The 13,299-nt window shown below is 60.4% G+C and carries 15 protein-coding genes; 12 read left to right on the top strand and 3 right to left on the bottom strand.

Features of this window, described 5'->3' with window-relative positions; genetic code table 11:
- Window positions 1–3: 3 nt before the first annotated feature.
- Window positions 4–993, top strand: coding sequence for a sulfate/molybdate ABC transporter ATP-binding protein (locus tag F8N66_RS21130; protein WP_110965778.1), 990 nt, complete (start codon window positions 4–6; stop codon window positions 991–993).
- Window positions 994–1,090: 97 nt separating this feature from the next.
- On the opposite strand, the gene F8N66_RS21125 is transcribed toward F8N66_RS21130, so the two are convergent.
- Entirely contained in the window at window positions 1,091–1,612 is a 522-nt protein-coding gene (locus F8N66_RS21125; protein WP_150772028.1) for a DUF962 domain-containing protein, read from the bottom strand.
- Window positions 1,613–1,697: 85 nt separating this feature from the next.
- Between F8N66_RS21125 and F8N66_RS21120 the strand changes: the two genes are divergently transcribed.
- Both F8N66_RS21120 and F8N66_RS21115 read left to right on the top strand, forming a co-directional pair.
- Window positions 1,698–2,384 (top strand): Crp/Fnr family transcriptional regulator, encoded by a 687-nt coding sequence (locus tag F8N66_RS21120; RefSeq protein ID WP_150772027.1) that lies wholly within the window; start codon window positions 1,698–1,700, stop codon window positions 2,382–2,384.
- Window positions 2,385–2,523: 139 nt separating this feature from the next.
- Entirely contained in the window at window positions 2,524–2,889 is a 366-nt protein-coding gene (locus F8N66_RS21115) for a response regulator (protein ID WP_150772026.1), read from the top strand.
- Between the two features lie 132 nt (window positions 2,890–3,021).
- Here F8N66_RS21115 and F8N66_RS21110 read toward each other — a convergent pair whose 3' ends face one another.
- Complete coding sequence (locus tag F8N66_RS21110) at window positions 3,022–4,026, bottom strand: AraC family transcriptional regulator (RefSeq protein WP_150772025.1); 1,005 nt, start codon at window positions 4,024–4,026, stop codon at window positions 3,022–3,024.
- A gap of 100 nt (window positions 4,027–4,126) precedes the next feature.
- On the opposite strand from F8N66_RS21110, the gene F8N66_RS21105 reads away from it, so the two are divergent.
- The 8 genes from F8N66_RS21105 to F8N66_RS21065 all read left to right on the top strand — a co-directional run bounded on the left by F8N66_RS21105 (window position 4,127) and on the right by F8N66_RS21065 (window position 11,812).
- Window positions 4,127–5,200, top strand: a complete 1,074-nt coding sequence (locus F8N66_RS21105) for a fatty acid desaturase (protein ID WP_150772024.1) — start codon at window positions 4,127–4,129, stop codon at window positions 5,198–5,200.
- 481 nt (window positions 5,201–5,681) lie between these two features.
- Entirely contained in the window at window positions 5,682–6,263 is a 582-nt protein-coding gene (locus tag F8N66_RS21100; RefSeq protein ID WP_150772023.1) for an alpha/beta hydrolase, read from the top strand.
- Between the two features lie 49 nt (window positions 6,264–6,312).
- Complete coding sequence (locus tag F8N66_RS21095; RefSeq protein WP_150772022.1) at window positions 6,313–7,236, top strand: sigma 54-interacting transcriptional regulator; 924 nt, start codon at window positions 6,313–6,315, stop codon at window positions 7,234–7,236.
- 272 nt (window positions 7,237–7,508) lie between these two features.
- On the top strand, window positions 7,509–8,291 hold the full coding sequence (locus F8N66_RS21090) for a MetQ/NlpA family ABC transporter substrate-binding protein (protein ID WP_150772021.1): 783 nt from the start codon (window positions 7,509–7,511) through the stop codon (window positions 8,289–8,291).
- 558 nt (window positions 8,292–8,849) lie between these two features.
- Window positions 8,850–9,515, top strand: coding sequence for an amino acid ABC transporter permease (locus F8N66_RS21080; RefSeq protein ID WP_150772020.1), 666 nt, complete (start codon window positions 8,850–8,852; stop codon window positions 9,513–9,515).
- Window positions 9,496–10,155: an amino acid ABC transporter permease gene (locus F8N66_RS21075; RefSeq protein ID WP_150772019.1), complete on the top strand. Its 660-nt coding sequence runs from the start codon at window positions 9,496–9,498 to the stop codon at window positions 10,153–10,155. Before F8N66_RS21080 ends, F8N66_RS21075 begins: the two co-directional genes overlap by 20 nt.
- Window positions 10,152–10,934, top strand: a complete 783-nt coding sequence (locus tag F8N66_RS21070; RefSeq protein WP_150772018.1) for an amino acid ABC transporter ATP-binding protein — start codon at window positions 10,152–10,154, stop codon at window positions 10,932–10,934. The genes F8N66_RS21075 and F8N66_RS21070 overlap by 4 nt, the downstream gene beginning before the upstream one ends.
- Window positions 10,931–11,812, top strand: a complete 882-nt coding sequence (locus tag F8N66_RS21065) for a transporter substrate-binding domain-containing protein (RefSeq protein WP_150772017.1) — start codon at window positions 10,931–10,933, stop codon at window positions 11,810–11,812. Before F8N66_RS21070 ends, F8N66_RS21065 begins: the two co-directional genes overlap by 4 nt.
- A 141-nt stretch (window positions 11,813–11,953) precedes the next feature.
- Here the strand turns inward: F8N66_RS21065 and F8N66_RS21060 are convergent, their stop codons facing one another.
- A complete protein-coding gene (locus F8N66_RS21060) occupies window positions 11,954–13,114 on the bottom strand; it encodes an AAA family ATPase (protein ID WP_150772016.1) in 1,161 nt (386 codons plus the stop codon).
- On the opposite strand from F8N66_RS21060, the gene F8N66_RS31540 reads away from it, so the two are divergent.
- The gene (locus F8N66_RS31540; protein WP_191623032.1) at window positions 13,113–13,256 is read left to right on the top strand and encodes a hypothetical protein; all 144 of its coding nucleotides are present in this window, start codon (window positions 13,113–13,115) and stop codon (window positions 13,254–13,256) included. The genes F8N66_RS21060 and F8N66_RS31540 overlap by 2 nt on opposite strands.
- Window positions 13,257–13,299: the final 43 nt, after the last annotated feature.

The raw sequence follows: 13,299 nt of genomic DNA, 5'->3' as shown, positions 1-13,299 counted from the left end.
TTCATGTCGATCGAAGTGCGTAACGTCAGCAAGAATTTCAATGCGTTCAAGGCGCTGAATGACATCAGTCTGGACATTCAAAGCGGTGAGCTGGTGGCTTTGCTCGGCCCGTCCGGCTGCGGCAAGACCACGCTGCTGCGGATCATCGCCGGTCTGGAAACCCCGGATCAGGGCAATATCGTGTTCCACGGTGAAGACGTGTCCGGCCACGATGTGCGTGACCGCAACGTCGGTTTCGTGTTCCAGCACTACGCCTTGTTCCGCCACATGACGGTGTTCGACAACGTTGCGTTCGGATTGCGGATGAAGCCGAAGAACCAGCGCCCGAGCGAAAGCCAGATCGCGACCAAGGTCCACGAACTGCTGAACATGGTGCAGCTGGACTGGCTGTCGGATCGCTACCCGGAACAACTCTCCGGTGGCCAGCGCCAGCGTATCGCGCTGGCCCGTGCTTTGGCGGTGGAACCGAAAGTGCTGTTGCTCGACGAACCCTTCGGCGCCCTCGACGCCAAGGTCCGCAAGGAACTGCGTCGCTGGCTGGCGCGGCTGCACGAAGACATCAACCTGACTTCGGTGTTCGTGACCCACGACCAGGAAGAAGCCATGGAAGTGGCCGACCGCATCGTGGTGATGAACAAGGGCGTGATCGAGCAGATCGGCTCACCGGGCGACGTCTACGAAAACCCGGCCAGCGATTTCGTCTATCACTTCCTCGGTGACTCGAACCGCCTGCATCTGGGCGAAGACAATCACGTGCTGTTCCGGCCGCACGAAGTGTCGCTGTCACGCCATGAACTGGAAGATCACCACGCGGCCGAGGTGCGGGATATCCGTCCGTTGGGTGCGACCACTCGCGTGACGCTGAAGGTTGAAGGCCAGACTGATTTGATCGAGGCCGAAGTGGTCAAGGATCACGACAGCCTGATCGGCCTGGCCAAGGGTGAGACGTTGTTCTTCAAGCCCAAGGTCTGGCAGAAAGTCGCCAACATATAAAAGCAAAAGCTTCGCGAGCAAGCCCGCTCCCACATTAGACCGTGTTGTTCTGACTAACGCGGTCTAATGTGGGAGCGGGCTTGCTCGCGAAAGCGCACTACGCCGCAGCATTGTCCTGACGCAAACGCACGCCCCCCGCCCGCGCCTCGATCTGCTCTTTGAGCTCATGCCGCATTCCCAGCATGAACGCCAACTCAACCACCACAAACAACGGCCCGACAATCAACCCCGTCACATCATCGACGAACGCCGGCTTGCGCCCCTCGTAGTGATGCCCGACAAACTGAATCGCCCAACCCACCACAAACATCCCGACGCCGCTCGCCAGCCACACCAGCGTGCTTTGCTGCGCCAATACCTGGCCGGCCCATAGGCACAGGCCCAGCAACACCGTCATCAATACGCCGAGGCGCACCTCCAGGCGCAGGTAGAACCACGCCGACGCCAGTGACGCCAGCACTGCCGGCGACAGCCAGCCCCCGGCCCATTGAGGGCGGGACAACAAAACTGCCACCGCCACCACGATCAGCGGAATACCGATGAAATGGCTGGCGATGTTGCGCGGGTCACGGTGGTAAGCGGCGTATTGACTGAGATGGTCAACGAGGCTTTTTTTCATTGTTATTCCTCCTGTAGGGTGACTGAATCATGCCTGGGGGCCGCTTCACGCTCTGTCAGCCAGGCGACAATCTTTAGGAGTTTGCATGGATATGCAGGTCTGGCGTGCGCGCCTGATGCGTGGACAGTGGTTCAGCCATCTGCCTGTTTCCCTACAGGATAGTCTGCTGAAGGCTGCCCGGTTGCGGCAGCTGTCAGCGGGGCAGCGCCTGTTCCAGCGTGGCGACCCGCCCTGCGGGCTGTATGCGGTGCTGGACGGCGCGGTTCGCGTGGGCGCTGTGAACGAGCAGGGTAAAGAGGCATTGCTCAGCCTGGTGGAACCACCGCACTGGTTCGGTGAAATCTGCCTGTTCGACGGACAGCCCCGCACCCATGACGCCTTTGGTGTGGGCCAGAGTACGCTGCTGCACATCCCGCAAACCGTGCTGCTGGCGATGCTGGACGAACACCCCGAGCACTGGCGGCAACTGGCGTTGTTGATGAGCCAGAAACTGCGCATGACCTTTATCAATCTCGAACAACTGAGCCTGCTGCCGGCCCCGGCCCGGCTCGCGCATCGGTTGCTGATGATCGCCGAAGGCTACGGCCAGCTCGACGAACCGCGCCGCGTCCTGCAACTGCCGCAAGAGCAGTTGGCTTCCATGCTGTCGCTGTCGCGCCAGACCACCAACCAGATTCTCAAGGATTTGCAGGGGCAGGGGATTTTGAAGCTGGGGTATGGCGAGATCGAGATTCTGGATGCCGGGCGGTTGCGGGCACTGGCTGTTCTTTGAATCAAAAGATCGCAGCCTTCGGCAGCTCCTACAGGGGTTCGTCATTCCAATGTAGGAGCTGCCGAAGGCTGCGATCTTTTAATGGTGGGTTTTCACCGCGAAGGGGCCTAGCCTGTGCTAACGACAATCGAGGTGTGCCATGCGTGTACTGCTAGTGGAAGACGAGCCCGAGACCGCAAGGCTCCTGGCCCAAGGCCTGAGCGAGGCGGGTTTTGCGGTGGATGTGGCGGTCAACGGCATGGATGGCCGGCGCTTTATCGAGGCTGGCGAATACGAGTTGATCATCCTTGACGTCATGTTGCCGGGGCTCAACGGCTGGCAGTTGCTGCAACAGATCCGCAAGCTCGGCGAGACGCCGGTGCTGTTCCTTACCACCAAAGATGGAATCGAAGATCGCCTGCGCGGCCTGGAGCTGCATGAGGATGATTACCTGCTCAAGCCGTTTGCCGTGAGTGAGCTGGTGGCGCGGGTGCGCAAGTTGTTGCGGCGGGGGCAGGGGCGCTGATTTTTGCGGTGCCTGGACGGGCGCCTTCGCGAGCAAGCCCGCTCCCACAGGTTTTGTGTTCACTTGAGATCAATTGTGGGAGCGGGCTTGCTCGCGAAGAGGCCGGATCTACCAACCCACCTCCCGGGTCAATCAGCGCAACCCATCCCGAAACTGCCCCGGCGTCATCCCCGTCCAGCGCTTGAAGGCGCGGCTGAAACTGCTCGTATCGGCAAACCCCAGCAAATAACTGATCTCACTCAACGAGCATTGCGGATCGCGCAGGTGCAGCAGCGCCAGGTTCTCGCGGCTTTCGTTGAGCAGCGTATCGAACCGGCAGCCCTCATCCGCCAAGTGCCGTTGCAGGCTGCGCAGGCTCAGGTGCAAGGCTTTTGCAATGTGCTCGGCGCTGGGTTCGCCTTCCGGCAATTGCTCTTCGATGGCATCGCGGACCTTGCGCTCCCACGTCAGCGGCTTGAGTTGCGCCAGGGTGCGCTTGAGCACGGTTTCGTTGTGTTCGGCCAGTTCCGGGTTGGCGTCGTCGAGGTGGCTGTCGAAGTCGACGAAGGCGAATTCCAGTCGATCTTCGTCGGCGCCGAAATGCACCGGCGAACGGAACACCTTGTGCCACTGGTGCGGATCCGCCGGTTCCGGGCGACGCAGATACACCGCCAGCGGCGCGTAGTCTCGGCCCAGGCGGTTGCGGCAGGTGCGCACGTAAATCGCCGTGAAGGCGTCAATGGCTTCGAAGGCCGGGGCGAGATTGCCTGGCGGGATTTTCAGGCGGAAGTGGTAGCGGTCTTCAGCGCGGGTCAGTTCCAGATCCAGGGCATCGCTGACCACCTGGTGATAGCGCACGATGCGCTCGAAGACCTCGCGCAAACTGCCGCTGGCGACCAGCGCATAACCCAGGGCGTGAAAGGTGGTCGGGCTGACGAAACGCGAGACGCGCAAGCCAATCGCCGGGTCGCCGCTGACCTGCACCGCAAGCTCCCACAGGCGCGTGGTGCCGGACAACGGGTAACGCGCGTTCGGGTCGTCCATCAGTTGCGGGTCGAGCCCGGCTTGCCGGCAAAGCGCGGTGCTATCGACGCCCAGGGCATCGAGTTGCTTGCGCAGTGCGCGGGTCCAGCTGGCGAGCGAGGTCGGTTCAGTCATGCTGATTGGCGCTTCCGGTCAACAGGTTGGCGTTCACGGCTACCGCTACGAGAGCATGCAGCGGGCAGGATGCGAACATCAATAACCAGAGGATGGAAGCATGCACGGTACTTCTGCAAGTCCCCAGCGACTGAATGCAGCTCAGCGATCAGCGCATATTCGCGAGGTGGTGTTGGCCAAGGGCGTCGAGTTGCGCGAGCGCTACCCGATTCTCAAGCACCAGGACGCCCTGGGCGCGGGCATTCTGGCCTTCGCGCTGGCCGGCATGATCGGGTCGGCGGCGCTCTACATCACCGGGCACATGGCGTGGTGGGCGTGCCTGTTGCTCAACGGATTTTTCGCTTCGCTGACCCATGAGCTGGAACACGACCTGATCCACAGCATGTACTTTCGCAAGCAGCGGGTGCCGCACAACCTGATGATGGGTCTGGTCTGGCTGGCGCGCCCGAGCACCATCAACCCGTGGATCCGTCGTCACCTGCACCTCAACCACCACAAGGTTTCCGGCACGGAAACCGACATGGAAGAGCGGGCGATCACCAACGGCGAACCCTGGGGCATCGCCCGCTTCTTGATGGTCGGCGACAACATGATGTCGTCGTTCATTCGCATGCTGCGAGCGAAAACCCGGGCTCAAAAATTCAGCATCATCCAGCGCACGCTGAAGGTCTACGCGCCGCTGGCGCTGGTGCATTGGGGGGCGTGGTATGTGTTTCTCGGCTTCCATGCCGCCAATGGCATCGCCCATCTGCTGGGCGCGCCGATCGAATGGTCGACGACCACATTGTCGGTGATGAACGTGATCGACATCGCCGCCGTGGTGATCATCGGCCCGAACGTGCTGCGCACCTTTTGCCTGCACTTCATCAGCTCGAACATGCACTACTACGGTGACGTCGAACCGGGCAACGTGATGCAGCAGTGTCAGGTGTTGAACGCCTGGTGGCTGTGGCCGTTGCAGGCGTTCTGCTTCAACTTCGGCAGCAGCCACGGGATTCATCATTTCGTGGTGAAGGAGCCGTTCTACATCCGCCAGATGACGGTCCCGGTGGCGCACCAGGTGATGCGCGAGATGGGCGTGCGCTTCAACGACTTCGGCACGTTCGGCCGGGCGAACCGGTTTGTGCGCCAGGAGGCGACAGAACCGAAGCAGGCCAGCGCTGCTCAGGCCTGAGGCGTGAACCCGGAAACTCAAATGCCAGTCAATCCGTCATCAATTTGACCCAAAGGGACATTAGGTTGTGGTGCAAGCAACGATGATTGGCGGTCGACGTGGGGTCATCGGCTTATTCAATTTAGATCTATTAAAGTAATTAAATATTCCTTTATTGGATAACCGATTTCGCCAATCATCTGTGCCAGGTTGTTGAACAGATTCCGAGTTTCCGGGGCCGTCTCCTTGGCAGGGTGCGGCCCCTTTTTTATTCCGCCCGGAACACCTCAATCCTTTGTGGGAGCGGGCTTGCTCGCGAAGGCGGTGCATTAGCAACATGAATATCGACTGACACTCCGCCTTCGCGAGCAAGCCCGATCCCACATTTGATCGCATTACTTATTCGATATGGGTCTTAATAAATAGCTTCTTATTCCTTAACGAATATAACTCTCCTCCCTATACTCGATCCGTAACAGACACGCAGCAGGAGAGCTCCCCCATGCGCAACGAATCCATTCGCTACCTGATTGTGCCGGGCTGGCAAGGATCGCCAGACGATCATTGGCAAAGCCACTGGCAAAACAGCCTGCCGAACAGCGCACGGGTGGAGCAGGCCGACTGGCTGACGCCGCGGCGTGAAGACTGGGTCGCGGCGCTGGCCGAGGCCATCGCCGCCGACAGCACCCCGGTGATCCTGATTGCCCATAGCCTGGGCTGCATCACCGTCGCCCATTGGGCGGCGACGGCACCACTGCCGTATTTGCGCCAGGTGCGCGGTGCCTTGCTGGTCGCCCCGGCCGATGTCGAGCGCCCGGCGTGCGCACCGGCCCTGCGCAATTTCGCGCCGATTCCGACGGACCTGCTGCCGTTTCCCAGCCAGATCGTCAGCTCCGACAACGACAGCGCCGTCAGTGCGCCGCGTGCACTGGAACTGGCGCGCAACTGGGGCGCCGAGGCGGGGATCCTGTCGGGTGCCGGGCACATCAACGTGAAATCCGGCCACCAGCGCTGGGAGCAGGGTTTTGCTTATCTCTATCGTCTGCAAAACCGCATGGAGCACCACGCCCTGCGCCGCGCTTAATTTTTTTCAACGCCCCCCGTCTCCCGGCGGTTTTGGGCGGGAGACTGCCATGAGCTTTGAAACCTTCGGTCAGCCGCTGCTGACCTTTCCAGACGCCGAAAAAAGTCCCCTGAGCATCCGCGCCAAGGCGCTGGTGTTTGTCGATCCGCGCTCACGGCAGTTGCGCCAGGAAATGGAGCAGCTGGCGCCGCGCGCCATCTCGGTGCTGATCCGTGGTGAAACCGGCACCGGCAAGGAACTGCTGGCGCGGCACATCCATCGCGCCAGTGATCGCGGCGGGTTGTTCGTCTCGGTCAATTGCGGCGCCATCAGCCCGACCTACGCCGACGCCGAACTGTTCGGCTATGCGGCGGGCAGTTACAGCGGATCGGCCAGCAGCCGTGCCGGCTGGTTCGGCTCGGCCAACGGCGGCACCTTGTACCTGGACGAGATCGGCGACTTGCCGCTGCCGATCCAGATCAAACTGCTCGCCGCCCTGGAAAACCACGAGGTCACCCGTGTCGGTGCACACCAGCCGAGCCCGGTGGACGTGCGACTGGTCGCTGCCACCAGCATCGACCTGGCCCAGGCGGTCGCCGCCGGCAAATTCCATGAGCGCCTCTATCACTACCTCAGCGAAGGCCAGCTGGAACTGCCGGCACTGCGCGAACGGGTGGGCGATATCCTGTCTCTGGCGGAGTACTTTCTGGGCATCTACAGCCAACGCCTGGACCTGCCGGTGCCACTGATCAGCGAGGCCGCGCAACGGGTGCTGGAACGGCACAGCTGGCCGGGCAATACCCGGGAGCTGGAAAACGTCATCCACTTTGCGCTGCTGGTGAGTACTGGCGACGAGATTTTGCCGGAGCATCTGAACTTGCCCGATGAAGGTTTGGGACGCATCGAACAGCAGCTCAAACAGATTCTCGGCAATGCCACTGACACTGAAAAAGACGCCCTGAAACAGATACTTAAGCAAACTGGCCTCCTGTAGGAGCGAGCCTGCTCGCGATGGTCGTCAACGATGACGCGGGTTTTCTGGGTGCCCGTGTCGTCCTTGCGTTCATCGCGAGCAGGCTCGCTCCTACAGGGTAATGCGCGGGCTAGAGCTGTATGAACAAAATGGAATATGAAAGTGAATAAAAGATATTGTTCGGGAATAAAAAATCCCGGTATTGTCCGCCTCACGCCGGCGATAGCACTTCACTGGCACACGTACTAATAGCCGTCGCCACAAGCGACTGTGATATTCGATAAGGACACTGCATGAAAAAGGTTCTGTTGTTCACCGCACTGGCGGCTGCCCTGACCGCGGGTCTGGCCCAGGCTGGCGAGAAACTGGTCGTGGCTGCGACCCCGATTCCACACGCCGAAATTCTCGAGCTGATCAAGCCGACCCTCGCCAAAGAAGGCGTGGACCTGGAAATCAAAGTCTTCACCGACTACGTTCAGCCGAACGTACAGGTCGACCAGAAGCGTCTGGACGCCAACTACTTCCAGACCCTGCCGTACCTGAAAAGCTTCAACGAAGGCAAAGGCACCAACCTGGTGACCGTGATCGGCGTTCATGTTGAACCGTTCGGTGGCTACTCGAAGAAAGTCAAAACCCTGGCCGAGCTCAAAGACGGCGCGACCATTGCCATCCCTAACGAAGGCAGCAACAGCGGCCGTGCCCTGATCCTGCTGCAGAAAGCCGGCCTGATCGAGCTCAAAGACCCGAAAAACGCCCTGGCGACCCCGAAAGACATCGCCAAGAACCCGCACAACTTCAAGTTCAAGGAACTGGAATCCGCCATGCTGCCGCGTGTGCTGGATCAGGTCGACCTGGACATGATCAACACCAACTACGCGCTGGAAGCGGGCCTGAACCCGGCTAAAGACGCGCTGGTGATCGAAGGCGCGGATTCGCCTTACGTGAACTTCCTGGTGGCCCGTCCGGACAACAAGGACAGCGCCGCCATCCAGAAACTGGCCAAGGCCCTGACCAGCCCGGAAGTGAAAGCATTCATCGAGAAGAAGTACAGCGGCGCGGTACTGCCGGCGTTCTGATTCGCCAGGTAAACCCCTTCAAGGTTACCAACGCCGACGGCTAGCAATAGCGTCGGCGTTTTTTTGCGCCCGCTTTTCCTGTGGGAGCGGGCTTGCTCGCGAATGCGTTTCCAAATTCGGCAGACCTGTCGACTGACACGCCGCTTTCGCGAGCAAGCCCGCTCCCACAGGTATCTTTGCGCCTCAGGAGACTCTGTCCTTCATCGCCCTGCGCAACGCCACCAGCCACTTGACGATGTCCTGCGGATTCATCGGCTGCGGCACTTTTGCATCTGCCATTTTTCGCTTCCTTGTGATGGTTCGGCCGGGGAGTCTGGCCAAATCCGTTCCGTCCTTGGAGGGTCATTCGAAAAAAAGATCCTTCCTACGGCGCAAGGGAAAATAGCCTTCTTCCGCCGCCCCGGCAAATTCACAGACTAGCTTTTTGAGTGATATCAATATGCTTTAACGGTATTTAAATTCTCATTCTTATACCTTTAAAGTCGATGCTTGCCGGGCCGCCATCATGGCCCGTGGTCAGCACCACCGTCGCTTACCGAGCGGCGTCCAGGATGTTCAATGAACTTCGATTACGCTTTTATCCTCTCCACCCTGCCGGCCTTTCTCAAGGCTGTGGGCGTGACGCTGCAGGTCGGCCTGATCGCTATCGGCACCTCGTTGCTGGTGGCATTGATCAACGCGACGATTCTGGTGTTTCGCACACCGTACCTGCAGCGCCTCGTGGGCCTCTACGTTGAACTGGCGCGCAATACACCCCTGCTGATTCAGCTGTTCTTCGTCTATTTCGCCTTGCCGGTGCTGGGCATCAAGGTGTCGGGTTTTGCCGCGGCAATCATCACTATGACCTTCCTGGGTGGCGCCTACCTCACCGAAGTGCTGCGCGCCGGCGTGGATGCGGTGCCCTTGGCGCAACTGGAGTCCGGGCGGTCCATCGGCCTGTCCCACGGGCAATTGCTGCGCTACGTGATCCTGCCGCAGGCGGGCATCCTCAGCCTGCCGTCGCTGTTCGCCAATTTCATTTTCCTGCTCAAGGAAACCACCGTGGTTTCGGCGGTGGCGGTGCCGGAGATTCTCTACACCACCAAGAGCTACATCGCGCTGTATTACAAAACCTACGAAATGCTCGCCGTGCTGACGTTGATCTGCGTGCTGTTGTTCCTGCCGTTGTCGCTGCTGCTCAGCCGCCTGGAAAGGAGGCTCCAGCATGGCCAGTTCGGGTCTTGAGTTGTTGTGGGTGTCCTTGCCGCAACTGGGCAAGGGGGCGCTGCAAACCCTGTCGATTTCTTTCCTGAGCATTGCCATCAGCACCGTCGGCGGCGTGCTCTACGGCGTGCTGCGCACGCTCAATGTGACGTGGCTGAACGTGATCCTGCGGGTTTACCTGGAACTGTTCCGGGCGATCCCGGTGCTGGTCTGGTTGTATTTGTTGTTCTTCGGCCTGCCGATTTTCCTTGGCCTGAGCATTCCGAGCTTCTGGTGTGCGGTGCTGGTGCTGTCGCTGTGGGGCGCCAGCGAGGTGGGCGAAGTGGTGCGCGGAGCGTTGCACTCGCTGCCGCGCGGCCAGCGTGAAGCCGGGCTGTCGATCGGCCTGGATGGTCCGCAACTCTACGGCTACGTGTTGCTGCCGCAGGCACTGAAACGCATGACGCCGCCGACCATCAACGTCTATACGCGGATCATCAAGACCAGCTCCCTGGCCGTGCTGATCGGTGTGGTGGATGTGATCAAGGTCGGCCAGCAAATCATCGAACGCACCTACGAATCGGTGCTGATCTACGGTGCGCTTTTCCTGTTTTTCTTTTTCATTTGCTACCCGTTGTCGGCCGCCTCGCGTGTGCTGGAACGGCGCTGGACGCAAGCATGAGCGCATTGATCGAGTTCAAGGGTTTCAACAAGTTTTTCGGCGAGCAACAGGTGCTCGACGGCATCGACCTGGGCGTGAAACCGGGCGAAGTCATCGTCATCCTCGGCCCCAGCGGCTGTGGCAAAAGCACCTTGCTGCGTTGCCTCAACGGCCTGGAAGTCGCCCACAGCGGCAGCCTGAAATTTGCCGGCCGCGAACTGCTGGACAAGGCCACCGACTGGCGCGAAGTCCGGCAGCAGATCGGCATGGTGTTCCAGAGTTATCACCTGTTCCCGCACATGAGCGTGCTCGACAACCTGCTGCTGGGCCCGCTCAAGGTGCAAAAACGCGATCGCCATGAAGCCCGCGCCCAGGCGCAGGCCTTGCTTGACCGCGTGGGACTGGCGGACAAGCGTGATGCGTTCCCACGCCAGCTCTCCGGCGGCCAGCAGCAACGCATTGCTATCGTCCGCTCGCTGTGCATGAACCCCAAGGTCATGCTCTTCGATGAAGTCACCGCCGCCCTCGACCCGGAAATGGTCAAGGAAGTGCTGGAGGTCATCCAGGGCCTGGCCCGCGAGGGCATGACCCTGTTGATCGTCACCCACGAAATGGCCTTCGCCCGCGCCGTGGCCGACCGCATCGTGTTCATGGATGCCGGGCGCATCCTTGAACAAAACCCTCCCGAGACTTTCTTTACGAACCCGCAAACCGCACGCGCGCAGCAGTTCCTGGAGAAGTTCTCCTACGTCGCCGCACTACCCAAAACGACTCAAACAAAGGAACTGGAACTGCCATGAAAACTGCCAAGTCGTCACTCTTGCTTCTCCCGCTGCTGGGCCTTGCGCTGCTGGCCGGCTGCAACAAAACCGAAGAGCCGCCCAAACCCAAAGTCGCCAGCGAAAGCGCCGCGCCGGCCGGTTACCTGGAAAAAATCAAGGCGCGGGACAAGCTGATCGTGGGCGTGTTTACCGACAAGCCGCCGTTCGGTTTCGTCAATGAAGCCGGGCGCTATGTGGGCTTCGATACCGACATCGGCCGGCAATTCGCCAAGGATCTGCTGGGCGACGAAAACAAGGTCGAGTTCGTCGCCGTGGAGCCGGCGAGCCGCATTCCGTTCCTGCAAAGCGACAAAGTCGACCTGATCCTGGCCAACATGACCGTCACCCCGGAGCGCAAGGAAGCGGTGGAATTCACCAACCCGAACCTCAAGGTCGCGGTGCAGGCGCTGGTGCCTGCGGACAGCGGGGTGAAAAACCTCGATGACCTGGCGACCCGCACCACCATCGTCACCATTGGCACCACGGCCGACCTCTGGCTGACCAAGAACCACCCGGACTGGAAACTGCTCAAATTCGAGAAAAACTCCGAGTCCTTGCAGGCGCTGGCCAATGGTCGGGGCGATGCCTACGCGCAGGACAACCTGGTGCTGTTCAGCTGGGCCAAGCAGAACCCGGGCTACCGCGTGCTTGAGCAGAAACTCGGCGCCGAAGCACCGATTGCGCCGGCGGTGAAGAAGGGCAATATCGAGCTGCGCGACTGGGTCAATGCCGAGTTGGCGAAGCTGGGTGAAGAGAAGTACCTGCTCAAGCTGTACGACCAATATGTACGTAAAGAGCTGAGCGATGACACCAAGCCTGAGAGCGTGATTGTCGAGGGTGGGAAGTGGCAGGGGTGATTCAGTAACCTCGGCGGCGTTTGCGCTGCCGTCTTCGCGAGCAAGCCCGCTCCCACAGGATCTGTGTCAGGGCACCCTATTGTGTGCAATACAGATCAACTGTGGGAGCGGGCTTGCTCGCGAAGCTTTTTCAGACGCTGATCAATCCGGCCAATACCACGCCGGCTCATCCAGCATCCGCTGCCCGACAATCCCGGTTTGCCCCAGATTTTTCTCCAACACGATGCAATTGCACTCCGGGTCCTCCTGCAAGGCCGAGATCAAGCGCCGTGCATGGGAGACCACCCACACCTGACACTGCTCCGATGCGCGAATGATCAACCGCGCTAACGCCGGCAACAGATCCGGATGCAGGCTGGTTTCCGGTTCGTTCAGCACCATCAAGGTCGGCGGCCTGGGCGTGAGTAGCGCCGCTACCAGCAACAGATAACGCAACGTCCCGTCCGACAGCTCCGCCGCCGACAACGGGCGCAGCAAACCTTCCTGATAAAACTCGATGGCAAAGCGTCCTCCGGCCAGCGGCTGGATGTGCAGCCGCGCACCGGGAAAAGCGTCGGTTATTGCATTCTGCAATGCCTCGGGATCGCCGATTTCGATGATGGTCTGCAACGCCGCCGCCAGATCCCTGCCGTCGTGATGCAGCACTGGCGTGCGAGTGCCCAGTTGTGGCTGGCGCACCGGCGCGTCTGCATCGCTACGAAAGTGATCGTAGAAGCGCCAGCGTCGAATGAACTCGCGCATTTGCAGCACTTCCGGCGAGGCGCGCAGGCTGCCGATCTGGTCGAACAGGCTGTCGAAGTTCGGCGTGTGCTGAGCCAGCACATCCCAGCTGCGGTTGGTGCGGGCGCGGATCATTGGGCCGTCGCGATCCACCAGCAGGCTCGCCTGGCGGTAAAACGGGCCGCTCCAGATGCATTCCTTTTTGATTTCCGGGTCGAGGGAAAACGCGGAGCGACTCGGTTCGGGCAGGCCCAAGGCAATCGAGTAGCTGAACTCGTCCCCGGCAAACCCCAGGCGCAGACGTTTGACACCGTGTCGTACGGTCGACTGAATCGGCACTTCACCATTTCGCATGCGCCGCGAAATGACTTCCGGGCCGGCCCAGAAGGTCGAATCCAGACCGCCCTCGCGGGCCAGTGCGTTGACCACGCCGCCCTGAGCGGTTTCCGCCAGCAGGCGCAACGCTCGGTAGAGGTTGGATTTACCGCTACCGTTGGGGCCGGTGATCAGGTTCAGCCGACCCAGCGGGATCACCAGTTTGTTGATGGAACGGTAATTGGCCACCGCCAGGGTTTTGAGCATGAACAATATTCTCTGTGACCTGCTTCATGTAGGAGCTGCCGCAGGCTGCGATCTTTTGATCTTGATCATTGAAAAGCAAAAGATCGCAGCCTTCGGCAGCGCCTACAGGGGAAAATCCGGATTTTGCGCGGGCGAAGGTTGAACCCTGTTCTAAGCTGACAGACGAATCGCGCCCGTTAAACGCA

The sequence above is a fragment of the Pseudomonas fluorescens genome, from assembly GCF_902498195.1.
Taxonomy (GTDB): Bacteria; Pseudomonadota; Gammaproteobacteria; order Pseudomonadales; family Pseudomonadaceae; genus Aquipseudomonas; species Aquipseudomonas fluorescens_BU.
The sequence above is the reverse complement of the archived record's forward strand: the minus strand, read 5'-3'. Positions and strand labels throughout refer to the sequence as shown.